The organism is Paenibacillus sp. P13VS (assembly GCF_015143645.1).
GTDB lineage: Bacteria > Bacillota > Bacilli > Paenibacillales > Paenibacillaceae > Paenibacillus > Paenibacillus xylanilyticus_A.
Window position 1 is genome coordinate 16,490 of record NZ_WYEV01000002.1, and the last position, 24,580, is coordinate 41,069.

The window sequence follows — 24,580 nt, forward strand, 5'->3', positions numbered from 1 at the left end:
AAAGCGATTACGCAAAAAATGCGGCGAAAGAAGTATTCCCTTGTTATAGGCTAGAGCTATATTCAAGGAGGCGATAGATATGGGTAGCAAAAAACGCTATGTACTGGTCGGCACCGGTGGCCGTGCAGAATTTTTTTATGGAGCATTAGCAAAAAACTTCCGTGACCAATCTGAGCTTGCAGCTTTTTGTGATATTAATCAAACGCGGATGAATTATGCGAATCAACTGCTGCGAGAACGATATCAATACAGTGAGGTTCCTACCTATACAGCAGACCAGTTTGACCAGATGATTGAGAACGAGAAACCCGATGCCGTCATCGTGACCAGCGTTGACCGTACGCATCACAAGTATATTATTCGGGCGATGGAGCTTGGATGTGACGTCGTGACCGAGAAACCCATGACCATCGATGAGCACAAATGCCAGGATATCCTCGATGCTGCCAAACGGACCGGGCGAAATATCCGCGTTACCTTCAACTACCGATATGCTCCCCATCATACCAAGATCCGTGAGCTGATCATGAACGATACCATCGGTAAAGTAACCTCCGTTCATTTCGAATGGCTGCTCAATACCCGGCACGGTGCAGACTACTTCCGTCGCTGGCACCGCGACAAACGTAACAGCGGAGGTTTACTCGTCCATAAATCCACCCATCATTTTGATCTCGTCAATTTCTGGATCGGCTCCCAGCCCGAAACGGTCTTTGCCTTCGGTGATCTCATGTATTATGGGCGGGAAAATGCCGAAGAACGCGGCGTTACCCAATTTTACAATCGCGCCACCGGCAACCCGCTCGCTAAGGAAGATCCTTTTGCCCTCCACCTGGATTCGGATGCGCACCTCAAAGCGATGTATCTGGATGCAGAGCCCGAGGACGGTTACCAGCGTGATCAGAGCGTATTCGGAGATGGCATTAACATTGAGGATACGATGGGCGTGCTTGTCCAGTATCAGAACAAAGCCATTTTGACGTATTCCCTTGTTGCCTACCAGCCGTGGGAAGGATACCGTATAGCCATTAACGGCACCAAAGGACGAATCGAGATGTCCATCGTTGAACAGTCCTATGTCAATTCACTCGGGGATAAAAGTCTCGAAGGCGCCCTGATCGGCAAAACGCTTCGTGTGCTACCCATGTTCGATGCTCCATATGAGGTGCATGTCGAAGAGCAAAATGGCGGCCATGGCGGAGGCGATCCGGTTCTGCTCAATGATCTGTTTGGCGAGCCTGCGGAAGATCCGTATGCTCGTGCTGCCAACCATATTGATGGAGCAAGATCGATCCTGACCGGTATTGCAGCCAACCGTGCGATTTCAACCGGGTTGCCGGTCCACATCAAGAGCCTGGTTCAGTTTTAATTTGATGGCAAGTTGATCCTCGAACGGTCATGATTCAAGGCTGCGTATTTACGCGGTCTTTTTTCCATTTGCAATCTCTTCTTAAGAGCCAGAAGCGAACATGGAATGATCACCAAGTTGAAGGAGGAAATGGATGTTCTTTTCATTAAAAAGCCGATTAATTGCCTTGATTCTTGTCCTGTTCGTCCTCTCGTTCGGCACGCTCTCCTTCCTGCTGTTTGCGGAATCCAGGGCTGTAATTCGTTCCTATATCGAGTCCTCTGCTCTCGAGAAAATGGAGGAATACGGCTCTTACATCGATATGGTACAAATGCAAATTTATGATGTAGCCTCTCTCGTCTTCAATAGCGATATGGCGAAAAGCTGGGATAACGCCATGAGTGATCCACAACTGTCCGAGGGGGAGAAAATGCTGGCTAATCTCGCCATGAGCCGTTTTCTGACGCAGGCCACGAACAGCTATACCAGCATTTCCGATGTGTCCATCTATCGACTAAACGGGCTCCGGATTGGCGGCGAAAATCAGGTCGTTAACAATCCTTCGTTTTTGCAAGAACCATGGTATACGAACTTCTTCACATCTGGAGACCGGTGGCTGGCTGCACATACCGACGTTCATGAAAGGGTCAGGGACCATGGCAACCCGGTGGTGAGCCTGCTGATGCCGCTGGGTACCTTCCATCATGCTACAGCGCGGAATGTCATGAAGGTCAATGTAAGCGAGTCCTATTTCCTCGAACCTCTCAGCCGGATTCATCTGGCCAAGAACAGCACCATTTTTCTGCTCAATGAACAAGGTCGCCCCCTCCTCTCCCAACAAGCACACGAGCTTGGGGCCGGAACGCTATCCGACATCGAGCATATTCGAAACCGCACACCAAAATCAGGCGTTGAATACCTGACCAATGATGTGGGCGGACGAGACATGATGGTATACAAAAAACTCGGGCGAACAGGCTGGATGCTGGTCGGTCTGGCACCGGAAAAAGAGATGTATTCCTCTCTGCACAAACTCCAAACGACAACATTTGTAGTGACCATTGTCATCATCCTGGTGTCCCTGTGTGCTGCGGCCTGGCTGTCCTACGGCGTAACCAAGCCCTTAACTCGCCTGGTTCTGGCGATGAGACAGGTACAGCGGGGTGCATTTGACCAGGCCGAATCCCTGCTTCCCCCAGACCAGAATGTTAAGAGCGAGATTAGTTATGTGATATCTACGTTTCGTTACATGATCATCCGGCTTAGACAGCATATCCAGAATGAATTTGAGCTGAAGCTGCTTCGACAGCAGGCGGAATATAAGGCCCTCCTCATGCAGATTAATCCGCATTTTATGTTCAACACGCTGGAACTGGTCAGCAGTCTCGCGATGCAGCGCCGAACGGACGACACGGTGCAGGTCATTGAGGATCTCGGGAAAATGATGAGGTACTCCATGCATACGAATGATGATCGTGTGTTACTGGCCGAGGAACTTACTTACGTGCGCCACTACATCTCCATTCTTCAAACCCGCTTCGGACCCAAGCTCGATATTTCCACCCAAGAATCGGGCAGGCTGGAACACCTCGTTATAGTCAAGTTTATTCTGCAGCCGCTGATCGAAAATGCAGTCAAATACAGTTTTCAACATCAAACGACTGCTGAGGTGCATATTCGAATCTGCAGGAACAAGGAACATCTGCACCTCCAGATTAAGGACAATGGTCCGGGGGTGCCTCAGGATATCATCTCCAGGCTGCAGGATTCTGAGAGTGTTACAGCCCAGCTTGAACCCATGCTTCGCCATTCAAGCTGGCATATTGGACTTGGCAACGTAGTTGCCCGGTGCCGGCTGCATTACGGTTCCCTCTTTGCCATTCATATAACGAACGGGGAAACCCAGGGTACTTGTATTGAACTGGTTCTTCCCGTACAGGAGGAAAATCATGTACAACGTATTGATCGCTGATGATGAGATTGAGGTCCGTGAAGGCCTGAAGCTGAAAGCAGACTGGAGTGGAATGGGTTTTGTCATCTCAGGTGAGGCCGCAAACGGAGTGGAAGCCGCTCGGTTGCTCCAATCGGGACACTATGATCTGCTCCTAACCGATATGAATATGCCGGTCATGGATGGCGTGCAGCTGCTCGACATCTGTAGAACCGACAATCCATCTATTGAAATCATTATTATCACGGGATATGAGGACTTCCAATATGCGAGAGCCGGTGTTCGTAATCATGCCATGGACTACTTATTGAAGCCGGTAACCCGGGGAGAATTGAAAGCGGCCTTGATCAAAATCAAGGAGGAGCTGGATAAGAGACGCAAGGCTCAGGATGAATCCGAAAGGATCCAATGGCGCCTGTCCCAATACTATCAACAGATGAAAACACACTTTATTCTGGATCTCGTCAAGGGTAACAAGCTGCCTCCTTCTTCACTGCCTGAACGAATCCGATTATTTCATCTGGAAGAATGGCAGCATTCCGACGTCTGCTTCCTGACTGCAGGTTTACGGGAAACGAGCCATGCACCTGCTTCCGAAATCCGGATTCCGGAGGACATGCATCTCCCATTCCAAATGGTCTGTCATGAGATTGCTGAATCTTATACAGGAACTGCACTTGTATTTCAGGACACAGCACATCCTGGAATCATGCATTTCATGATCTTGGACGGAATGCAGCATGAATTCGCAGAAAGACTCCGCGAACAGATCATGTCCTATCTGACGATGGAAGTGCAGATTGGAATTGGGCTGACGGTGGCTGGACTCGATCGCTGGAAGGAAGGCTACGTCCACTCCCTGCTGGCATGGAACCTGGCTGGACGGCAGTCTGGGTACGCTCAGACAGCAGAGGTAACGGATCACAGTCCCCTGATTCCCGAGGAGATCAACCGCGCCTTGCAACGATGTCTTCTCCGAGGGGACCTGGATTCCTTTCGCAGCATGATTCGAAAAGAGCTGGACGATGCCTTTCACAGATCCACTTCCCGTCTAATCCGCTGTCTATTGCAAATTTCACTGCTGATGGAGTCTGCCGCCATGGACTACATGCGACAAGCTTATGGCACATCATCTCACTGGATCTCTCCTGAATGGGTACTGTGGCTGGAGACTCCCGAACAAGCAGAACGGCTGCTGATGCAGTGGGCACAGGATTTTGTAGACGGACAGCAGTCACCTGAGACCACGGAAGCAACCATGATCGAATCAGCGAAAGGTTATATCGAAGATAACTACATGCAGGAAATTACGCTCACCTCCATCGCAGAGCAATTTAACTATCACCCTTCGTATTTCTCTGAAATGTTCAAGGAAGGTGCAGGCATCTCATTTATTCAATATTTGACGGAAACCCGGATGAAACACGCCACACGCTTACTCAAGGAAACTCAATTGAGTGTATGGGATATCACTGAGCTTACAGGCTTCTCTTCCCCGAGCTATTTCAGCGCTCGTTTCAAAAAGATGCATCACATGAGTCCTTCGGAGTACCGGGTGCTTCAATCTGAAAAAATCACTAGTCAGAATCCGAAGAAATGAGATTCTGGCCGCGTCGGCTCCCAGGTAAGATGAGGTTATCAGAACGTTCACCGTTATCATGTAAGCGGATTCAGTGATTGGAATTGTGAATGTTCAACCACTCTTAGCCTGAAGGGAGGCAAATCATGAAAAAAATGTCCACGCCCTTATACGGCCAGCAAAATAAGACAGCCTACTTGTTCCTGTTACCTTGGCTGATCGGACTGTTCTGTCTAACGCTGGGGCCAATGGCTGCATCGCTGTACTTATCCATGACCAAATTCAATCTGTTATCACCTCCGACGTGGACGGGGCTCAGCAACTATGTACAAATCTTCAGTGAAGACGATACATTTCGCAGATCGCTCGGACTGACCTTCTTTTATGTATTCCTGTCCGTCCCGCTCCGCCTCGCCTTTGCCCTGCTGGTAGCGATGGCGCTAAACAAGGGCATTCGCGGCCTCGGTATATATCGGACCGTGTATTACATCCCTTCCCTTCTGGGAGGAAGTGTTGCCATCGCCATCGTATGGCGCCAAATCTTTGACGGTAACGGACTCGTTAATCAATTCCTGAACTGGTTCGGCATAGCGGGACCTTCCTGGATCGCACATCCCGACTATGTCATTTATACCATCGTGACCTTATCCGTGTGGCAATTCGGTTCGGCGATGGTCATCTTCCTCGCTGGCCTGAAGCAGATTCCAGCCGACCTTTACGAAGCGTCGGATGTGGACGGTGCGAGCAAGCTGCATCAATTTTTCCGAATCACGCTGCCCATGCTGTCACCGGTCATCTTTTTCAACCTGATCATGAGCATGATTAATTCCTTCCAGGCCTTCACTCCGGCATATGTCATCGGAGATGGTCGCGGAGGACCACTCGATGCCACCATGTTCTACACCCTGTATCTGTACCTGAAAGGCTTCTCGTTCTTTGATATGGGTTACGCCTCGGCACTCGCCTGGATCATGCTGGTCATTATCGGTATATTCACTGCAATTGTCTTTCTCACATCCAGGTTCTGGTTATTCTATGGCGACAATCAGGAGGGAAGGTAATGCATATGCCGTTCAAACGAAAGCTGCTTCAGACCGGAAGACATACGGTCATCATCCTCCTCGGTCTGCTGATGCTGTACCCGGTGTTATGGCTGATCTTCAGTTCGTTCAAACCTAACCAGCTAATCTTTACCAACAGCAGTCTGATTCCAACCAGCTTCACACTGGATCATTACGTGAATGGCTGGGAAGGATTACAGGGCGTTTCCTTCGGCCGATTCTTCGGCAATTCAGCACTTATCTCGGTCATGAGCGTACTGGGAAATGTGATCTCCTGTTCGCTCGCTGCCTATGCTTTTTCCAGACTCCGCTTCAAGTTAAAAACGCTGTGGTTCAGCATCATGCTGGTCACGATTATGCTGCCTTACCATGTAACACTTGTACCTCAATATATTCTGTATAACGAGCTGCAGTGGATCAATACGTATTTCCCGCTTATTTTGCCGAAGTGGCTGGCACAGGACTCCTTCTTCATTCTGCTTATGGTGCAATTTATCCGCGGCATTCCGCGGGAACTCGACGAGAGCGCAACGATTGACGGGTGCGGACAATCCCAGATTTTTTTCCGAATTGTGGTGCCTCTCCTTGTTCCTGCATTGATCACAACGGCAATCTTCACCTTTATCTGGAGCTGGGATGATTTCTTCAGCCAGATGATTTACTTAAGCAAAATCGATCTATTCACCGTACAGCTGGGCATACGTTCCCTGTTTGATCCATCAGGACAATCCGATTGGGGAGCATTGCTTGCCATGTCCACGTTATCCCTGCTGCCTGTAACGATCATCTTTCTGATATTTCAGCGCTACTTTCTCGAAGGCATTGCTACTACAGGTCTGAAGTAAGTTCTATTTTCACAATCACCTATTCGTTAGGAGGATGAACGATGTTTAAGCGACTCATGATGGGAATGGCCGCCTCACTCCTGCTATTTGCAACAGCCTGCTCGGGTACGGATCATACGGGTGCTGGCGGTAATACGGATCAAGGTAACGAACCAAACGGCCAGGTCGAACTGCGTATGATGTGGTGGGGTGATCAGAAACGGGCAGATATTACAAACGAAGCTCTTCAAGTCTTTCAGGAAAAACATCCGGACATCAAAATTGTAGGTGAATTCGCCCCTTCCTCCGGATATTTTGACAAATTAAATACACAGCTGGCCTCAGGAACGGCACCCGATGTATTCTTCCTGGGTGGCAACGTGGTCGATTATGCCAAAAAGGATGTCTTGCTCAACCTCGATCCATATGTCGGAAATGAACTGAACCTGGACGGCATGGATCCCACCATGGTGGAATACGGTCGTCTTGACGGGAAGCTTCAGCATATTTCAGCAGGCGCCAACGCACGCGGAATTGTAATCAACAAGGCGTTGTTTGAAAAAGCGGGCATCCCTCTGCCTGAGACGGACTGGACCTGGGAAGATTATGCCGCAATCAGCAAGGAGCTTTCTGACAAGCTCGGCGATGGCATATTGGGAACGTATAACTTTACGGTGGACGGGATGGATATCTACCTGAAGCAGCGTGGCAAACAGCTGTATGACATGACCAACGGTACGTTGGGTTTTGCACAGGAGGACGTTCTCAAATGGTTTCAATACTGGTAAAAGGCTTCCGCCGACGGTGGTGTAGTCACACCTGAATTGCAGGTCTCCAATCCGCATGATGACACGAGCAAATCGCTGCTGATTACAGGCAAAGCTGCCATGACCTTGCTTCCGTCCAACCAGCTCGCTGCATTCCAGAGCCTGACAGAGGATCCGCTCATTCTGCATCCTGTTCCGCGTGGACCCAAGGGTTCAGGTGTGGTATTCGAATCCAGTCAGGGATTGTCAGGCTATGCGAATACCAAACATCCCAAGGAGGTTGCCATGTTGATGGACTTCTGGATCAATGATCCGGATGCGGCCCGAATTCTTGGCAATGACCGCGGCGTTCCGGTTACGGAAACCAATCGGAATCTTCTTCAGGAAGAAGCCGGAGCTGTTGAAGAGCTCGTTTATGACTATACCAATTTTGTATCTGAAGCCACCAAAACGGAGCCTTTTGACGTAAGTTATAACCCTCCTGGTTTTGCAGAATTCTCCAAGCTCGCTCAGACGACAACCCAGGAAATTGGATTTGGACGCAAAAGTGTCGAGGAGGCGGTATCCAGCTTCTACAGCGGTACGCTTCGGATTTTTGAATCCAACCAATAGCAATAACCACCACATCTCCTTAGGAGGCGAACATGGCAGAAGCACTATTGAACCGGCTGCGCCAGATGTCCATTCCAAACCTTATTCAGCCCAGTAAGCCGGAAGACGCAGCTATCTTGCAAGAGTGGCAGGAATCGGGAGTCCGTTTTGCCGCTTCAGGCGGAGGTCTGGAACTGGCTTATTATGCAGCAGTAGAGAAGCTGCTGGCCTGCATCGTTCCCATGAGAAGCGGAGATCCTGTTCTCCAGGAAGGAGGCATCTATCTCGGCTGCTGGCTGGAGAGCACGGGCACAATTAACGCAGAACTGCTCTCCCGCCTGCTTCCTTCCGTTTCCCGAGCAACCTATCTAAGCTTCGCAGCTCATCAGCGGGAGGATGGATTACTTCCTTACAAACTAACAGAGACTGGTCCCTCCTTCCGCCAGATTCAATTGGTTACTCCGCTTGCACGAAGTGTGTGGAATCACTATCAGCTTCATGGCAAGGACCGGAGTTTCCTGAGTACGATGTATATAGCCATGACACGTTATGACGAATGGATTGCGAAACACCGGGATACGCGGGGAACCGGATGTGTAGAGGCTTTCAGTACATTTGACACCGGACATGATCTATCACCCAGGTTCTGGCATGTGCCGGATACGCCTTACCAAAATGATCCTGGTGCATATCACCCGGATTCTCCAATATTGCCGTTCCTGGCACCGGATTTAACCGCCAATATCTATTGCCAGCGGACGTATTTGTCCCGTATGGCAGAGGAGCTTGGCGAATCGGGTCTGGAATGGAAAGCAAAAGCTGAATTCAGTCTGGACCGACTCTTTCGCTGCTGTTATGACGAAGAAGATCTGTTCTTTTATGATCGTGATCGCAATGACAAGTTTGTTCGAGTTCAATCGGATGTGCTGCTGCGCGTGATGGCCTGTGAGGTGGGTGACCAGCATTTGTTCGACCAGCTGCTGCAAAGATATCTGCTCAATACAAGCAAGTTTTTTGCCCGATATCCCTTTACGTCCCTAGCCATGGATGATCCCCGGTTCGACCCTTCATCCACCTATAACAGCTGGGGTGGGCCGTCTAATTTCCTGAGCCTCATTCGGGCTCCCCATGCCTTCGAACATCACCATCGCTATGTGGAATTGACATGGGTGCTGAATCCGATCCTGGCTGCGTTATCCAGAGCGAAGCGTTTTGCACAAACCCTTAGTCCATGGACCGGTGAAGAAGGCTTCACAGACACCTACTCTCCCGCCATCCTGTGTCTGCTTGATTTTGTGGAAAGGTTATGCGGCATTATGCCTGTCGGTTCAGACCAGCTGTGGTTTACCGGACTTCTTCCCCCAGCCATGGACCATGGCGAAGAAGTTGCCGGGAGTACGGCCTACAGCCGAACGGTTGACGGGCAACCGTTTGAACTGGTGAATACCTCAGATCAGATGGTGGTCTATCGAAAAGACAGCATTCATATCCAGGCTCCGCCTGGAATCCGGGTGATCACCGACCGTGATGGAAGGCTGGAAAGTATCATTGGGATGAGTGCGCGAACGATTGAGGGCGAGCTTACCTATCAGGGGAAATCCTTTCCGATTCGAATTAAAGGAAATGAGATGCAGGCCTTTACTGGGGATGGTTTGCAAACCGTCCGGGATATTGGCATGATCTATCCAAGCTATCAATAATAAAAAGGCGCAAGTGCGGAGAAGTCTCCATGCACCTGCGCCTTTGCTTATCCCTAGCCGCGGAGAGGGGTGTCCATTTCTCACGGTTTATGATGCTGTAGCGTAACAGACTCACTTAAGCTTTTCGCTGCCACGACGGGTGGCGATAAAACTCAATTGTATCAATGAAACTTACGTTGTATTCCTGCTCTACTGCAGACAAATCGAGCAGTTTGCGGTCCATTTCTTTTAATCCCATGACCACGTCATGCCGGAGCAGGTCCATTGCAATTTTGCCTAGAAACCCACCTTCGTTCTCCTTGTGTCGATTACGAAACTCTTCATTGTATATGAATTCCGGGGTAAAGGATGACTCCACAAACGCATTGACGAGTGTTAACTCTTTCCCTTCCTTGTGCACCGCAATATAGTAATTTCCGCGGTCATCCTTGACCAGATCTTTACTCAGTTCCACGTTCATTGGAATCACTCCCTATATCTCAAATAATGTGCCAATACGATAAAACATGGGCAGGCAATTGCTCACCACCTGACCTGATCCGTTCATATAGTAGGTATAAACGGAGAACGGAGGATGACTTATGAAGTGGCATCATCTCCATACAGGCAAAACGCTGCAGCAGCGTCTGGCGGAGCTGCAGGGACATCTGGCCGAGCTCAATACACCGCGGTCAGGACTTGAACCAGGCCGGATCAAACGGGTATATCCCCGCAATTTCATCAAAGTGAATCGACAACTGTTTATTCCGCTCAGCCTGTTGTCCATCCGTGTGTTTGATACACCTCAGACACGCCGGGGTGTTCGAGTAGGCATTCGTACCGTGTTCCCATCCAAAAATGCTTTTCGAAATATCCGGCTGGTTGGCGTGGGACTTGATTATCTGGAGCTGCAGGGAACCGGCAAATTCCCTTCCCGCATCCTGTTTCCCCTGAGTCAGATCGAATCCATCCATCGTCCAACATTCAAGAAGAAAAAGCAGACACGTTAATCCGCGCTGTTCCCTCTAATCCATACGGCCCATATCATTATAACGCAACCTGCATCGATTTGCCTGCTTAGCGCTTCACGGCAAAAACGGTGAGCACAGAAATTCTCTGTGTCTCACCGCAAAGTTCATTAATTGAAGTTTATCCATGTCATGAACACTGTATTCGACTCTACTTGAGTTATCTCATTATAGCCCTGTCCATACATCCTTGGCATAACGGCCTTCCTGCTGTAAGCGTTCGAGCCATGCATCTGCCTCATCTACAGTCTTGCCACTAATGTCGGTGTATGCCTGCTTGAGTGTTGCCTCCACATCAGGAGCCATCTTGCTGCCGTCTCCGCAAATATACAAATGTCCGCCCTGCTCGAGCAGAGGAATCAGTTTTTCGGCGTCATCCCTCATCAGATGCTGAACATAACATTTATCCTGTCCATCGACTCTGGAAAAGGCTGTGTGAAGCTGGACAAGTCCTTCTTGCTGTGCCGCTTCAAGCTCATTTTTATACAAATAATCATGCTCCGGATTGCGGCATCCAAAGTACAAATGAGCTTCGCCCACGCTCTGTCCCTGTTCCTTCAGAACCCGTCTTGCTTGCAGGAATCCACGGAATGGTGCCACTCCCGTTCCTGGACCCACCATGATAACCGGCACTTCTGCATCAGATGGCAGTTCAAATCCGGATTCAGGCGTTCGGATAAACATGACCACCTCTTCACCCGGTTTCAGGTTTGCCAGATAATTGGACGCAATGCCTTTATACTCCCCTTGTCCGCTCCAAGCCGGAGCACGAACCACACTGACCGTAATACTTGCCTGCTCTGGCTGTACGCGAGGCGAACTCGAGATGGAATAATATCTCGCTTTGAGTGAAGGCAGCAGTTCGAGGAAGCGTTCGAACGGCATTTCGCACGCCTCATACTTGACGAGATAATCCAGCATCGATACGCGCTTACCCCGCACTTCTTCCATATATACCGATTCGTCCAGAAGTGCTTCAAGCTCCTTCTTGTGCGGCGGGCATACGGTGTAGGCTGCCAGCTCTCTCAGCTGTGCACGTGTTGCTGCCTCCTGCAATTCCACGCTGTGGCTGAGCAAGTCATACAGATTAACCGGCTGATGCAGTGGCAAGTGCGCAGCGCTTCGACCGGATGCATCCAAAACCAGGTGTTCCGTACCCGTAAAGCCATAACGCTTGAGTACACGCTCCACGAGTTCCGGTGGATTTTGCGGGAGAACTCCCAGATGATCGCCTTCTTTGTAATTCATGCCTTCAGGCAGCTGAATCTCCAGATGACGCGTGCTCCGGAGGCTGCCAGCATCATGAAGTTCCCGATTCTCCAATACGTGAGCCACATGGGCATCGTACGTATCTGCAAGCGGCGTCACCGCATGCCCACTAACAAATTGCACGGACAACGAGCTGCGTTCACTGCCGGAGCTGCTGTTCAGCTTCAATCCCATCGCCTGTGCCAGATCCGGCCACAATTGTTCGCTCCAGTCCTCAACCTGCTTCTCGAAATCTCCGCTGGCATCACTTTCGCCAATTGGGGACAACCGGGTTGCCCCCTTGGAAGAGAGCTGTTCATCAATCAAACGCGGAATACGCTGATACGTGCTGGCCCAGTTATGATCCCCGCAACCAAGAACTGCAAAGCGTACGCCTTCAAAAGCATTGGCATCTGCATGCTGAATCCATTCCACAAAATTCTTGGCGTTGCTTGGCGGCTGACCGTTGTAGGATGCACTAACAATAATGACAGCACCTTCCTTCGGCAGGTTGCCTACCCGATTATCCAGTGCCTCTACTTCGCTTCGAAAGCCCTGATATCGCGCTGTATCTGCAATCTCACGTGCAATGCCTTCCGCAGTACCCAGGTTGGAACCATACAGAACCAGCATCGGGGTATGATGGGCATTTGCCGTATCCGGCTCTTTTCGTTTGACAGCAGGAGCTGGCTCTTCCAGCGCTACACCCGGTACAGCCATGACTGGCTGCCCTCCACGGGCACGAACACGTATGGTGAAATTTTCCGGCTTGAGCGTCAAGGTCTCTTTCACCTTCAACTGATAATCCGTATGATCAATGAAGTCAAAATGTTTCAAAACCATGCCCAGCACCAGCGTAGCCTCTTGAAGTGCAAATTGCTGTCCAATGCACGCCCGCTGACCGTTACCAAAGGGCTTATACGCATCGTGCGGTACCTTGCTTGGATCCTCAAATCGCTCCGGACGGAATTCTTCCACATCGTCGCCCCAGGCATCACGGTCACGATGCAGCTTGGGAATGAGCACACTAACGCTGTCCCCTTTTTTCAACGGATACTCTCCGGCGAGGACAGTATCCTCTTTGGCATAGAGGGAGAATGCCGGAGCTGTTGGCCACAGACGAAGTGCTTCGTTCAGTACCATACGGATATATTTTAGGCTCCGAACCTGATTGTACGTCGGAACCGGATCCTTCAGAATCTGGTCAGCCTCCGCTTGTGCCTTCGCCAGTTTATCCGGATTTTTCATCAAATAATAAATGGCAAAGGATAATAGTCCGCTCGTTGTCTCATGTCCTGCAATCAGGAACGTAATGATCTGGTAGCGGATATTTTCGTCATCCAGTGTTTCTCCCGTCTCCGGGTCCTTACCGCTCAGCATATGGGATAACAGATCGTCTGCGCCCTCCTGAGGCTGCTCTTTGCGCTCGGCAATAATATGATCGACCAGCGCGAACATGGAGCGAATATCCTGCTCAAATTGTTTCTTTTTGCTAATCATCAATTTGTCCTGCAAACGGAGACGCTGCAGCGAACTCATGGATTCATCCAGAGCGCGTACCATACTTGTAATAAAGGGGTGAGGTTCTTCCCGATAAAAGCTGTTAAACCGGTAATTGAATCCGCATAACCCGATTGTATCCAGCGTTAGACGTGTCATATCATCAGGTACATTTACCGTTTCATCCGGATTCAGCCGCGACCATTTCTGAACAAGCTGTACGGCCAGATCGATCATTTTATTATGATATCCCTGCATGGCACGCTGACTGAAGCTGGGCAGAAGCACATTATGCGCCTTTTTCCAGTTGGGCTCATCCGTCCAGCTTGTAAATAAGCCATCTCCAGCAAACGCACGAACTTTCGCAAGCGGTGCCCATACACGCTTATCGAATTTGGATTCATCCGTCACCTCGGCAACCAGCTTATGACCCGAAATGTACAGCTCACTCCGTCCCGGGTATTCCATTCGAAAGATCGGTCCGTATTCTTCCGCAAGCTTAACCAGGGATTGCACCGGTTCATCTAAGTTCAATTGTGGCAAGTTACCCAGTGGTCCGTAGGTTTTGGGCTGGGGTACTGACATTGACGACATCTTCTTCACTCCTATTCCAACTCATATGGTCGACCCAATCATAGATAATGACTCTGTTAACTTCAGCAATTGAATAAAAAGGTATACCATCATTTTCTACAAGTACTCACATTTGATTCAAATCATGATAAAACATAATAGAACCAACTGACCAATTTGGTATATCGGTCATTTTTGAGTAAAAAAAATGAGGTGCTTCGTTATCTTACTTTTACCCTAACATTTCCAGTTCCAATCTTCAACAGTCTCAAAGTCATAGGACCATGGGGTCGCCCCTGCTCATTGGCCTAGGTGGTCGCTAGGCCTGAAATCTATTCAGGCCTTTCCCACTCTTGATTTTTTACGGCAGCTTCACCATGTAATCTAGCGTTGCTTCAGCAGTTCCCTGATTTTCGTTTCCATCATCAAAGGTTCGACTGTCGTTTCATAGCGGGCACTCACCTCGCCATCCGCTCGGACTAAAAACTTGGTAAAATTCCACTTGATTCCGTCCCCGTGATACAGTGCAGGGTGGTTTTCCCTTACAAAACGATCCATCCACTGCCCTTCTTCCGTTTCAAGATCATATCCCTGGAATGCAGCTTTTTCGACCAGATGACGAAACAGCGGGTGAATTGTTGTTCCGGTAACCTCGATCTTATCAAACATCGGAAAGGTCACATGAAAATGGCTTTTGCAATATTCGGTGATCTCTGCATTATTACCCGGTTCTTTATGATTGAACTGATTGCAGGGAAACGCCAAAATTTCCAGGCCTTGTTCGCCATACTTGTCATAGAGCTGCTGCAGCTCCGAAAATTGTCTGGAATAGCTGCACTTGCTGGCCGTGTTGACAATGAGCAGAACCTTTCCCTCGTACGTTGATAAATCGGCAATATGTCCATCCTTTGAAGAAATTTGATAAGCATAAATAGGATTCATATATAGCACCTCCCATAAGATGTAGACTAAAATAGGTTCTTTACCTAAATTATATCTGCGCTCCTCTTATAGATGAAATATATAAAATATATTAACTTAATAGTTAACATCTATTATGCATCGTGAAAGTATGCCAAAAAAACAACTGTCCTGAGCAGAGAAAGGATCTACTCCAATGGACAGTTGCTGTGCTGGGTTATTAGAAAATTGATAAATTCAGAAGATTCTGGCGTTCATTTTACCCCATAATCAGGCCGTAGACTACACCCGGACCATGTACGCCAATCGTCAGATCGTTTTCGATATCGGAAGACCGGCTTGGACCGGAAATAAAATGAATCCCCGCCGGAAGGTTCTCTCTTCCTGCTTCATCAAAGCGATTCAGTGTCTCACCCAATCGGGTATGCAGGCGTTCTATCGGAATGATAATGATTAATACGGTTGGCAGAAGGCTCACAGCACGTCCCTTCTCCGGTGAAGAGAGTACCGTAACTGAACCTGTGTAAGCAGTCGCATAATCTGCCATGACCACGCCAATATCAGCCTCTGCGGCCCGGGCTTTCCAGTTTTCATCCTGCTTGCTGTTCCATACGGAAATCTGCACTTCCGGCAGCTCTGCTTCAAGCTGCAATTCATCCAGTGCCTGTTCGTTCTGACGAATCACATACTTTGCTCCCAGTTCATTGGCTTTCGTAGTAATAAAGGTGGAGGCTTCCTCCAGATTTTTCACTCGAACAATGTGGGCACCCACACTCACAAAGTTGTCGGTAAATGCCTGTATCCGTTTCTCTTCATCCCATTCCAGTTCGTTCCAGAATGACGGTGCACCTCGAAAAGGCTGCGTTGGCGCATGATTTTGGCGGGGCCTTCTTAGCTTGGCAGCAATACCGTTCATGAACTTCTCTTGTTTCTCGCGCGACCGCTTCTCCAATTGGTTCAGCCACTGCTGATGCTCAGTGCTCATGTCTGCCGCCTCCTTGCTCCCGTTCTCGCAAAATGTGCTCCATCCGGTTGCGAACGTTGCTATCCATTACTTTTGGATCTTGATCCAGTTCCTGATCCAGCTTGCTCCACCGCTGGCGGAATGAACGTTTGGCCAGGCTCGGTGCAACTCGGTATGTGTTCCAGCCCTTGAGCGGACCAAGCTTGAGAGAGATTCCTTCATTGCGTACAACAGCCTTCTGGCCAAGCTGGCCCAGACGAATAGCTGCACTGAAACGTTTGGAGCTGGACACCACTGCGGCAAATCCCTTCATGCCGGCTCCCTCCAGCTTGTTTCCGTGGCCTTCTTCAACCTTGCGTCTGCGTAAATACACGAGCATATCATGTAAAGGTATTTTGACAGGACAGGCCTCATAACAGGCCCCGCATAAACTCGAAGCACTGGCAATATCGTTCCACTCGTCTATATTTCCATTCAGTGCTGGGGTCAACACCGCGCCAATCGGACCGCTGTAGGTACCACCATAGGCGTGACCGCCTATATGACGGTATACCGGACAAGCATTCAGACAGGCTCCGCAGCGTATGCAATTCAGCAGTTCCTGAAATTCAGGATCGCCAAGCTGCAAGGATCTTCCATTATCCACGATAATAATATGCATTTCATCAGGACCATCCCCGTCTGCGGTTCGGCGCGGCCCGGTGATGCCTGACATATACATGGTCAATTTTTGTCCTGTCGCGGAACGTGGCAGCAGCGTGGCCATCACTTCAAGATCGGTCCAGGAAGGAATGATACGCTCCATTCCCATCAAGGTAATTTGTGTCTTCGGTACAGTGGATACCATACGGGCATTGCCTTCATTTTCAAACAGCACCATGGAGCCTGTCTCCGCAATGGCGAAGTTACAGCCCGTCATGCCGATGTCAGCCTCGAGAAATTTTTCGCGCAGCTTTTTGCGTACAAACCCGGCGAGAACGGTTGTATCCGGTTCAAGGGTTTCCCCGGCTTCTTTTGATAATAAATCCGCAATCTGATAACGATTTTTGTGAATTGCCGGAATAACGATATGTGAGGGGGCTTCCCCAGCCAACTGGATGATATATTCACCCAAATCGGTCTCAATGGCTTCAATGCCGGCAGATTCAAGCGCATGGTTCAGATGTACTTCTTCCGACACCATCGATTTGGATTTGACCACGGAGGCAGCTTCATTGTGAGCCGCTATATCGAGGGCAATTGCGGCTGCCTCGGCCGATGTATCTGCAAAATGGATATGGACACCGTTAGCACGAGCGTTATTGACGAATTCGTTCAGATAATAATCCAGATGTGCGATGGTGTGCAGTCGAATCTGGCGGCCCCGTTCCCGCCATTCATCCCAGTTTCCGTGTTCCTCCGAAGCGGATTTCTTTCCGTTCCGCAGACGTTCTGTTGTGAACTTGACGGCTTTACGCAGAAAATCATCATTAAGCGCGAGTTCCGCACGCTTCTTCACAGACACATCCATTACACCAGGCTGACTCATCCTGTTTGCACCCCCTCATACAGTAATTCCGCCAAATGCATGACACGCACCGGTTCATTCCGGTAACGCAGATTGCCTGCGATATTCATGAGACACGCCATATCCAGTCCAACAAGCACCTCGGCTTCGGTCTCTTTGATATGATCCACTTTCTCGGTAACCATGGCGCCGGATATATCCGACATTTTTACAGCAAACGTTCCCCCGAACCCGCAGCAATCCTCTCCATACGGAAGCGGTACAAATTCCAGCCCTTTCACTTCAGACAACAGCGCCATTGGTTCGTCTTTCACCCCGAGCAGCCTGCTGCCATGGCACGATGGATGGTACGTAACCTTGTGAGGAAAATGTGCGCCCAGATCCGTTATCCCGAGCACCTGCACCAGAAATTGCGTAAATTCATAAGCTTTTGCTTCCAGCCGTTTCGCCTTTTCGAGCCACACCGGATCGTCCGCAAACAGCTCGGGATAATGGTGAATCATATACGTGCAAGAGCCTGAAGGACAGACTACAAAATCACTGTCGTCAAACGCTTCCAGAATCGTTTTGGCTGCCACTCTCGTCTCATCCCAATACCCGCTATTATAAGAAGGCTGACCGCAGCAGGTTTGGACAGGTGGAAATTCCAACCGAACGCCGTGAGCGGCAAGCAGTCTGACCATCGCTTCTCCGACACGCGGGTAGATGGCATCGCTGAGGCAGGTAATGAACAAGGAGACCTTCATAAATACACGCTCCCATAATCAATTAGTAGTGGGTCTATTGAAGTTTACGTTAAGTATCAAGTCAGAACGAGCTGACTACGTGCCCATATGCTTATACAGTCGTAATTTGAATGTCATAATCCTTCAATCGTTTCATGAGATCACCGTCCGGCTGCTCATTGAGTATGACGGCATGAACCGCATTCAATCCGGTTACCCTGGCGAACGCTCGCACACCAAACTTACTGGCATCTGCGAGCAAAATAACCTGGTCGGAGATGCCGACCATTTTCTGTTTCAACCTGGCTTGCAGTTCATTGGATTCGCTAATTCCGCCACCATCCAGATGGACCCCCTTGCAGGACAAGAACAGTTTATCAACGTGATACGTTTCCAGTGAACGTTCGGCGAGCGGCCCGACAAACGATAGCGAACGCTGTGCCAACTGGCCCCCGGTAGAGATCACCTCTATCTTATCCTTGCTGCTAAGTTCGGTCGCTACCTGAATCGAATTGGTCAACACCGTCAGGGGAATATCCGGCATGTTCGCAGCCATATAACCTGCAGTGGTGCTGGCATCCAGGAGTATTCGATCCCCGGGGTGAATCATGGCAAGGGCTGCCTGAGCAATTCGCTTCTTCTCTTCCGCATGGGTCGTTTCCCTCACGCGATACGGGATCTCCGGCTGATCATCCTTGATGCTTACAGCACCCCCATGGGAGCGCCTTAATCGTCCGGCTTGCTCCAGCCGATCCAGATCGCGGCGAATGGTCTCTTCGGTTACCCTACAGCGATCACTTAGCTCGGATACACGCATGCTTCCGCTTTCATTAACCATCTCGACAATCCGATCATACCGCTCAGCAGCCAGCATGGTTACACCTCACTTCCGGCCTGTGATTTCGATGAGTCCGTTACCCTGAGAAATCTGCCGTATGCCTCTTCCCAAATCGATCTGTCCTTCGGTTCATACTCGGTTACCGGGAACGAATCACGAATGACCCTGCGAGCTTCCCAAATGTCCTTGAACGCTCCGCTGGCAATCCATTGGACAGCCATATTACCGATTGCACTTCCTTCTGCCGGCCCTGCCCATACCGGTCTGCCAATAGAGCTTGCCGTACACTGGCACAGCAATTTATTCTGAATGCCTCCGCCGACCATGTGCAATCCATTAAAAGACTGACCCGATAATTGTTCCGTCCATTCCAGTACTCTTCTGTATTTCAGGGCAAGACTTTCCAGGATGGATCTGGCAATAGCTCCTTGGTCCTGTGGTTCCTGCTGTCCCGTATCTCGGCAATACTGGCGAATCCGAATCGTCATGTCACCTGCTGGCATAAACCGATCGTCATCCGGGTCAAACAAACTTGCAAATGGAGGAGCCGCTTCAGCTTGTTTTAATAATTCAGCGTAACTGATCCCTTTCCCCTGACGCTCCCATTCACGCATGCTCTCCTGCAGGATCCAGAGTCCCATTATGTTCTTCAGCAGACGGAATGTTCCGCCAGCTCCGCCTTCGTTCGTAAAATTCAGGGCCAAACTTTCCGGAGTAATGGCAGGATGATCGATCTCCGTTCCCATCAAGGACCAGGTTCCACAGCTCAAGTAAGCAAACGAACGATCCGTTGCCGGGACAGCGACCACAGCTGAACCCGTATCATGTTCGGCTACTGCAATAACAGGAATTGATGATATCCCCAATTCGCCGGATATGCTGCTGCGGAGTTGACCTACTCGTGTACCCGGCATCACCGCATCACCAAACAGCTGATCCGAGACTCCGATGTGAGCAAGTAATTCTCCGTCCCACTGCCCGCTCACCGGGTTGTAGAGCTGTGTTGTCGTTGCATTGGTAAACTCATTCACCGCTTCTCCAGTCAAAAAGTACCGAAGCAGGTCCGGAATCATAAGAAAACGATCTGCTGCATCAAGCAACGGTGAACCGTTCCGCTGCAGGGTTGCGAGCTGGTACAGGGTATTAAAACTTAAAAATTGAATGCCTGTTCGCTCAAAGATCCGCTGGGAGGTTAGCTCATTACGAATCTGTTCCATCATGCCGTTGAACTGCCCATCACGATAATGATAGGGGTTACCAAGCAATTCTCCATTGTGGCCCAGAAGTCCAAAGTCAACTCCCCAGGAGTCGATCCCCAAACTGCCTGGCTGCTCTCCCTGCTGCTTGACCAGATGCAGACCTTGCAGCACTTCATGATGCAAACGCAGAATGTCCCAATACATTCGCTCGCCTGCTCTGACCGGCTCATTCTTGAATCGATGAACTTCGGTGGCCGTTATTCCCCGGTCATCCAGATGACCCAGCAGCGCCCTCCCGCTGCCAGCTCCCAAATCATATGCCAACACGCTCACTGCTCTACACCAACCTTTCTATACAAATGTTGCTTTTTATCTGCACTTAATTGTTTGTTTGTTTTTGTTTTATACTGTTTTGCTTTATTTTACGAGTATATCACTGTTGTAAGCGTTTGAATACCCTGTGTTTTGTTCTTTTCCAACAAAAAAACGACCTGATCCCATGGATAAGTCGTTCTTATGTTTGGCCATTACGTTTCGATTACGTATAAAAGCGGCCATTGCTTACGCCGGACTGGGGCTGCACATCTCTCTCGAAATGCTTGAACCTTGTGCCCTGGTATGTCAGCATGCCTTGGTCATTTTCCACCAGCATGCCGTAGTTGCTTCCGCCGACGTTCAGTTCCACACGTTCTCCGTTATCCAGTTGAAAGGTTGCATAGTACCAGGTGGAAGCACTGCTATCTCCGCTTCCTCCGGTAACTTGGGTTCTCTTCGCCACCACGGTGCAGTGCAGCGTGAGCAGTGCTGCTGCATTATTAGAAGACCATGTTCGAACCCCTGAAATAATGGCGTACACAATCACACAGGCAATGATGAGAAATATAGCACCAATAAATATGGATCCGAATGCACTCATGGCCCCAAACTCACTAAATCCCGAAAAAAAACCTCCCTGATTCCCCTCAAATCCCGGCACACTATTCATGTCGTCAAATACACCGAAGCCGTCTGTGGTTAATCTGCCCATCGATGAGGATATGTTGATCATTGTCATTCATCATCGTTCCTTTCCGGCTCCAAAATAGAAATGCACCGTCCCTTGCCAAGGAGACGGTGCATGTGAACAACCTTACTAGCCTTGTCCGTATACTATATGAACGTAATTAGGAATACAGACGTTCAAGTTCATCAACCAGATTGCCTACATACGCCACGGCTGCACGAATCGGCTCAGGTCCGGACATGTCCACACCCGCAAGTTTCATTAGCTCTTGAGGTGCGAGACTACCTCCTGCTTTTAATGCTTCGAGCCAGCGATCCACGGCAGGCTGTCCTTCCTCGCGAATCAGTCCGGCAGCTGCAGTCGATGCCGTCAAACCAGCTGCATAGGTGTAAGGGTACAGACCCATATAGTAATGAGGCTGTCTCATCCAGGTTAGCTTCGCCCCTTCATCTACAACCAGGTCAGGACCCCAGAACGCGGAAAGAATGTTTCCTTTCAGCTCACTGAGCAGCTTGGCTGTAATCGGTTCATCCTTGGTCGCAAGTGCATATACTTGGCGCTGTAATTCACCTTCAAGCAGATGGGTTACGAAGTTATGGTAATACGTGTTGAGTAATTGCAAGATTACCCACCGACGCATTCTTGGATTGTCAGAGCGTTTTAACAGATGATCAGCCAGCAGCATTTCATTCATGGTCGATGGTGCCTCGATGAAATATAGAGAAGGCCTTGTATTGGTGATCCTTTGATAGCGACCGGCAAGCATGAAATGTCCGGCATGTCCCACTTCATGAGCGAGCGTAAACGCTCCGCGCATATTGTTTGCCCATGAGATAAGGATATACGAATGCGCGCCGTAAATGGATGAACAGAAAGCACCCGTTGACTTGCCTGCATTATCTGCGTAATCCACCCAACGTTCGCTGAATGCCCGCTCCACAATTTCTCCATATTCGGGTCCAAGCACAGCAAGCGCTTCACTAATGAGCGTGCAGGCCTCCTCATATGTAATGGCCGGACTGAATTCAGGGTCCAGTGGAGCCTTGAGATCACAGAACATAAGCTTGTCCAGCCCCAGTTCACGTTTCTTGAGAGCCGCAAGTTTGCGCATATGCGGTGCCAATTCCTGTTGAATGATATCCAGGATATTGTTGTACATCTCTTTGCTAACTTGCTGCGGGCTAAGCAGCATATCGGTGACGTCGTCGTAACCGCGAAGCCTGGATAGAACAACCTGTTTCTTTACTTCGGTTGCATAACCTTCGGCAAAAGTATTTTTGTAATCGTTAAGCTTGGAGCTAAAGGCTGCATAAGCAGAACGGCGCAGCTTGGTATCGTAAGACATTTCGTAGTTATTTTCATAGAACGACCAGGACAGTGGACGGTTGTTGTCTTCTCCATCCAGCGCATCGTCGAAAGTCATGTCTGCCAGTTTACCACGGAGGTAGATTCGGTATGGCGAATCCAATACTTCACCGAGGGAAGCCAGCACCTTCTCCGTCTCCGGTGAGAGACGATGTGCCTTTTCCTGAAGCAAAAGATTCAGGCTGCGAGCATAAGGCTCCAGTCCGGGAAGTTCTTCAATATAACGTTCCACTGTACCCTCGGGAAGATCCGCAATTTCCGAATTGACAAAAGACAAGGAAGACGACAGAGAAGATAGGATATCTCCCGCTTTGGCCGAGTTCTCAATGTTTACCGGATTGGTACTATCCTCTGATTGTTTCAGTCGTGCGTAGGATGCGGTCTTCACAATCCGTTCCTGAAGTGCTTCACGCGCGTCCAGACAAGCCAGCAGCTGTTCTGCACCTTCGCCCAGACGTCCTTTGAACGTTTCAATATCGACAGCTGCTTCTGGAAGTGATCTGAGTTCCTGTTCCCACTCCGCATCAGTCCCAAACAAATCGGTCAGATTCCATGTCGACTCCTGGCTTACCTCGTCGCGTGTACGTATTTTTTCCATCTAAATATGTCCTCCTCCTTGCATTTCCAATATCTCTCATCGTATCATATTACGACCGTTTATACCTGACATCTCCCAAATTGAGACTTTTGGTTCAAGCTGAATCAAAATAAACCGCTAAGGTGTGGAAATATTCCATACCTCGGCGGTTTAGTTGACTTAAGGTTATTTGACTCTAACTTATTCTGATTTCCAGATTACATTTTCACCGTAATTTTTGCCCCAATCGTACATGGCTCGCAGGACTGGCATCAGACTATGTCCATGGTCCGTCAAGCTGTATTCTACCCGAGGAGGGACTTCTGCATAAACCTTGCGCTCAATCAGCCGATCTTCCTCCAGCTCCCGAAGCTGGTTTGTCAGCATTTTTTGGGTGATATGAGGGATCAACCGTTTCAATTCACTGAATCGCTTGGTTCCTTCCAGGCCCAGATGCCACAATATAATAAGTTTCCATTTGCCGCCAATAACAGCAAGGGTCAATTCTTTCTCACAGTTGATTTCTTTCAGATTTATCCGTTCCTTGACTTCGGCTGCCATGGCTCCGAGCCCCCTTAACTTACATTCTTATATCAATAGGTACATTATTCGATATAGCTTCTCTTCATTCTACTACAGCATGGCCCGAATGCATAGGAGACGTGATCTACACCGTCAAAAGCATGACAGAAAGGACCGGCTTCCCTCTTATATATAAGGGACCGGTCCTGCCTATGTTTTGCATTAAGATTTATGATTGATCTTCTATTCCAAATTCGCGTGACGGCCAAACATGTCCGCCCCGGTCATCTCTTTCTTTTCCATCAACGTGAGTACCAAAGCATCCATAGCAAGCAGCAATCCTTGTTCAAAAAGCGAACCCATCGGCTGAATCGTGACTGCTGCGCCTGACGTTGCCGTGTCCTCTTTCGCTGATGCAGGCAGACGAACGACGGTACTGGCCAATTGACCAATGGTGGACTCCGGCTTGATCGTGATCAGACCGACAGGAGCTCCAGCTTTACTGGCCTTTTGAGCCATCGCCGCCAGACTGCCTGTTTCTCCCGAACCCGAGCATAACAAAAGGAAATCCTTCGGACTGATGCCTGGTGTGACAGTCTCCCCGACGACAAATACCCGGAGTCCCATCTGCATCAATCTCATGGCAAACGCTTTTCCCATTAGTCCGGAGCGTCCGGCACCTGCCACAAAAATCTGTTCTGCATCCAGAATATGCTCAGCCATCGCCTGCATCTCCGAATCGTCGATCTGGCTTAGTGTACGTTCCAGCTCCTTCAGAATGTCAGCTGCGTATTGTCTGCTGCTCATTCG

The 24,580-nt window shown here is 49.5% G+C and carries 19 protein-coding genes and 1 pseudogene; 8 read left to right on the forward strand and 12 right to left on the reverse strand.

What is annotated here, in order from left to right; genetic code table 11:
- Positions 1 to 79: 79 nt before the first annotated feature.
- The 7 genes and pseudogenes from GUA98_RS01160 to GUA98_RS01190 all read left to right on the forward strand — a co-directional run bounded on the left by GUA98_RS01160 (position 80) and on the right by GUA98_RS01190 (position 9,821).
- Positions 80 to 1,369, forward strand: a complete 1,290-nt coding sequence (locus tag GUA98_RS01160; protein ID WP_193721830.1) for a Gfo/Idh/MocA family oxidoreductase — start codon at positions 80 to 82, stop codon at positions 1,367 to 1,369.
- 133 nt (positions 1,370 to 1,502) lie between these two features.
- A complete protein-coding gene (locus GUA98_RS01165; RefSeq protein ID WP_193721831.1) occupies positions 1,503 to 3,320 on the forward strand; it encodes a sensor histidine kinase in 1,818 nt (605 codons plus the stop codon).
- A complete protein-coding gene (locus GUA98_RS01170; protein WP_193721832.1) occupies positions 3,298 to 4,899 on the forward strand; it encodes a response regulator transcription factor in 1,602 nt (533 codons plus the stop codon). Before GUA98_RS01165 ends, GUA98_RS01170 begins: the two co-directional genes overlap by 23 nt.
- Positions 4,900 to 5,024: 125 nt before the next feature.
- Positions 5,025 to 5,939 (forward strand): carbohydrate ABC transporter permease, encoded by a 915-nt coding sequence (locus GUA98_RS01175; protein WP_193721833.1) that lies wholly within the window; start codon positions 5,025 to 5,027, stop codon positions 5,937 to 5,939.
- Positions 5,940 to 5,944: 5 nt separating this feature from the next.
- On the forward strand, positions 5,945 to 6,784 hold the full coding sequence (locus GUA98_RS01180; RefSeq protein ID WP_193722227.1) for a carbohydrate ABC transporter permease: 840 nt from the start codon (positions 5,945 to 5,947) through the stop codon (positions 6,782 to 6,784).
- A gap of 41 nt (positions 6,785 to 6,825) precedes the next feature.
- Positions 6,826 to 8,142 (forward strand): annotated as a pseudogene (locus GUA98_RS30110) (ABC transporter substrate-binding protein).
- A gap of 32 nt (positions 8,143 to 8,174) precedes the next feature.
- Entirely contained in the window at positions 8,175 to 9,821 is a 1,647-nt protein-coding gene (locus GUA98_RS01190; RefSeq protein WP_193721834.1) for an MGH1-like glycoside hydrolase domain-containing protein, read from the forward strand.
- 115 nt (positions 9,822 to 9,936) lie between these two features.
- Here the strand turns inward: GUA98_RS01190 and GUA98_RS01195 are convergent, their stop codons facing one another.
- Complete coding sequence (locus GUA98_RS01195; RefSeq protein WP_193721835.1) at positions 9,937 to 10,281, reverse strand: hypothetical protein; 345 nt, start codon at positions 10,279 to 10,281, stop codon at positions 9,937 to 9,939.
- 121 nt (positions 10,282 to 10,402) lie between these two features.
- Between GUA98_RS01195 and GUA98_RS01200 the strand changes: the two genes are divergently transcribed.
- Positions 10,403 to 10,810: a hypothetical protein gene (locus GUA98_RS01200; protein WP_153978128.1), complete on the forward strand. Its 408-nt coding sequence runs from the start codon at positions 10,403 to 10,405 to the stop codon at positions 10,808 to 10,810.
- 186 nt (positions 10,811 to 10,996) lie between these two features.
- Here GUA98_RS01200 and GUA98_RS01205 read toward each other — a convergent pair whose 3' ends face one another.
- The 11 genes from GUA98_RS01205 to hxlB form a co-directional block, all read right to left on the reverse strand.
- Positions 10,997 to 14,170, reverse strand: coding sequence for a bifunctional cytochrome P450/NADPH--P450 reductase (locus tag GUA98_RS01205; RefSeq protein ID WP_193721836.1), 3,174 nt, complete (start codon positions 14,168 to 14,170; stop codon positions 10,997 to 10,999).
- 363 nt (positions 14,171 to 14,533) lie between these two features.
- Positions 14,534 to 15,091 carry a glutathione peroxidase gene (locus GUA98_RS01210; protein WP_193721837.1) on the reverse strand — a complete coding sequence of 186 codons (558 nt, stop codon included), beginning with the start codon at positions 15,089 to 15,091 and terminating at the stop codon, positions 14,534 to 14,536.
- Positions 15,092 to 15,329: 238 nt separating this feature from the next.
- The gene (locus GUA98_RS01215; protein WP_193721838.1) at positions 15,330 to 16,055 is read right to left on the reverse strand and encodes a LutC/YkgG family protein; all 726 of its coding nucleotides are present in this window, start codon (positions 16,053 to 16,055) and stop codon (positions 15,330 to 15,332) included.
- Positions 16,045 to 17,562: a LutB/LldF family L-lactate oxidation iron-sulfur protein gene (locus GUA98_RS01220; protein ID WP_193721839.1), complete on the reverse strand. Its 1,518-nt coding sequence runs from the start codon at positions 17,560 to 17,562 to the stop codon at positions 16,045 to 16,047. The genes GUA98_RS01215 and GUA98_RS01220 overlap by 11 nt, the downstream gene beginning before the upstream one ends.
- Positions 17,559 to 18,287, reverse strand: a complete 729-nt coding sequence (locus GUA98_RS01225) for a (Fe-S)-binding protein (RefSeq protein WP_193721840.1) — start codon at positions 18,285 to 18,287, stop codon at positions 17,559 to 17,561. Before GUA98_RS01225 ends, GUA98_RS01220 begins: the two co-directional genes overlap by 4 nt.
- Positions 18,288 to 18,378: 91 nt before the next feature.
- Positions 18,379 to 19,140 carry a DeoR/GlpR family DNA-binding transcription regulator gene (locus GUA98_RS01230; protein WP_193721841.1) on the reverse strand — a complete coding sequence of 254 codons (762 nt, stop codon included), beginning with the start codon at positions 19,138 to 19,140 and terminating at the stop codon, positions 18,379 to 18,381.
- A gap of 2 nt (positions 19,141 to 19,142) precedes the next feature.
- Positions 19,143 to 20,636: a rhamnulokinase gene (locus tag GUA98_RS01235; RefSeq protein ID WP_193721842.1), complete on the reverse strand. Its 1,494-nt coding sequence runs from the start codon at positions 20,634 to 20,636 to the stop codon at positions 19,143 to 19,145.
- 205 nt (positions 20,637 to 20,841) lie between these two features.
- Positions 20,842 to 21,351: a DUF2500 domain-containing protein gene (locus GUA98_RS01240; RefSeq protein ID WP_227779347.1), complete on the reverse strand. Its 510-nt coding sequence runs from the start codon at positions 21,349 to 21,351 to the stop codon at positions 20,842 to 20,844.
- A gap of 115 nt (positions 21,352 to 21,466) precedes the next feature.
- A complete protein-coding gene (gene pepF / locus GUA98_RS01245; protein ID WP_193721843.1) occupies positions 21,467 to 23,269 on the reverse strand; it encodes an oligoendopeptidase F in 1,803 nt (600 codons plus the stop codon).
- A gap of 180 nt (positions 23,270 to 23,449) precedes the next feature.
- On the reverse strand, positions 23,450 to 23,809 hold the full coding sequence (locus GUA98_RS01250; protein WP_095287596.1) for a winged helix-turn-helix transcriptional regulator: 360 nt from the start codon (positions 23,807 to 23,809) through the stop codon (positions 23,450 to 23,452).
- A 204-nt stretch (positions 23,810 to 24,013) separates the two neighbouring features.
- Positions 24,014 to 24,577 carry a 6-phospho-3-hexuloisomerase gene (gene hxlB / locus GUA98_RS01255; RefSeq protein WP_193721844.1) on the reverse strand — a complete coding sequence of 188 codons (564 nt, stop codon included), beginning with the start codon at positions 24,575 to 24,577 and terminating at the stop codon, positions 24,014 to 24,016.
- Positions 24,578 to 24,580: the final 3 nt, after the last annotated feature.

Excerpts from the sequence above, each read along its gene's own strand:
- GUA98_RS01175 (WP_193721833.1), top strand. The coding sequence starts at position 5,025 with ATGAAAAAAATGTCCACGCCCTTATACGGCCAGCAAAATAAGACAGCC.
- GUA98_RS01215 (WP_193721838.1), bottom strand. The coding sequence starts at position 16,055 with ATGAGCACTGAGCATCAGCAGTGGCTGAACCAATTGGAGAAGCGGTCG.
- GUA98_RS01200 (WP_153978128.1), top strand. The coding sequence starts at position 10,403 with ATGAAGTGGCATCATCTCCATACAGGCAAAACGCTGCAGCAGCGTCTG.
- GUA98_RS01205 (WP_193721836.1), bottom strand. The coding sequence starts at position 14,170 with ATGTCGTCAATGTCAGTACCCCAGCCCAAAACCTACGGACCACTGGGT.
- GUA98_RS01230 (WP_193721841.1), bottom strand. The coding sequence starts at position 19,140 with ATGCTGGCTGCTGAGCGGTATGATCGGATTGTCGAGATGGTTAATGAA.
- hxlB (WP_193721844.1), bottom strand. The coding sequence starts at position 24,577 with ATGAGCAGCAGACAATACGCAGCTGACATTCTGAAGGAGCTGGAACGT.
- GUA98_RS01180 (WP_193722227.1), top strand. The coding sequence starts at position 5,945 with ATGCCGTTCAAACGAAAGCTGCTTCAGACCGGAAGACATACGGTCATC.
- GUA98_RS01160 (WP_193721830.1), top strand. The coding sequence starts at position 80 with ATGGGTAGCAAAAAACGCTATGTACTGGTCGGCACCGGTGGCCGTGCA.
- GUA98_RS01190 (WP_193721834.1), top strand. The coding sequence starts at position 8,175 with ATGGCAGAAGCACTATTGAACCGGCTGCGCCAGATGTCCATTCCAAAC.
- GUA98_RS01225 (WP_193721840.1), bottom strand. The coding sequence starts at position 18,287 with ATGAAGGTCTCCTTGTTCATTACCTGCCTCAGCGATGCCATCTACCCG.
- GUA98_RS01220 (WP_193721839.1), bottom strand. The coding sequence starts at position 17,562 with ATGAGTCAGCCTGGTGTAATGGATGTGTCTGTGAAGAAGCGTGCGGAA.
- GUA98_RS01250 (WP_095287596.1), bottom strand. The coding sequence starts at position 23,809 with ATGGCAGCCGAAGTCAAGGAACGGATAAATCTGAAAGAAATCAACTGT.
- GUA98_RS01170 (WP_193721832.1), top strand. The coding sequence starts at position 3,298 with ATGTACAACGTATTGATCGCTGATGATGAGATTGAGGTCCGTGAAGGC.
- GUA98_RS01240 (WP_227779347.1), bottom strand. The coding sequence starts at position 21,351 with ATGATCAACATATCCTCATCGATGGGCAGATTAACCACAGACGGCTTC.
- GUA98_RS01195 (WP_193721835.1), bottom strand. The coding sequence starts at position 10,281 with ATGAACGTGGAACTGAGTAAAGATCTGGTCAAGGATGACCGCGGAAAT.
- pepF (WP_193721843.1), bottom strand. The coding sequence starts at position 23,269 with ATGGAAAAAATACGTACACGCGACGAGGTAAGCCAGGAGTCGACATGG.
- GUA98_RS01210 (WP_193721837.1), bottom strand. The coding sequence starts at position 15,091 with ATGAATCCTATTTATGCTTATCAAATTTCTTCAAAGGATGGACATATT.
- GUA98_RS01165 (WP_193721831.1), top strand. The coding sequence starts at position 1,503 with ATGTTCTTTTCATTAAAAAGCCGATTAATTGCCTTGATTCTTGTCCTG.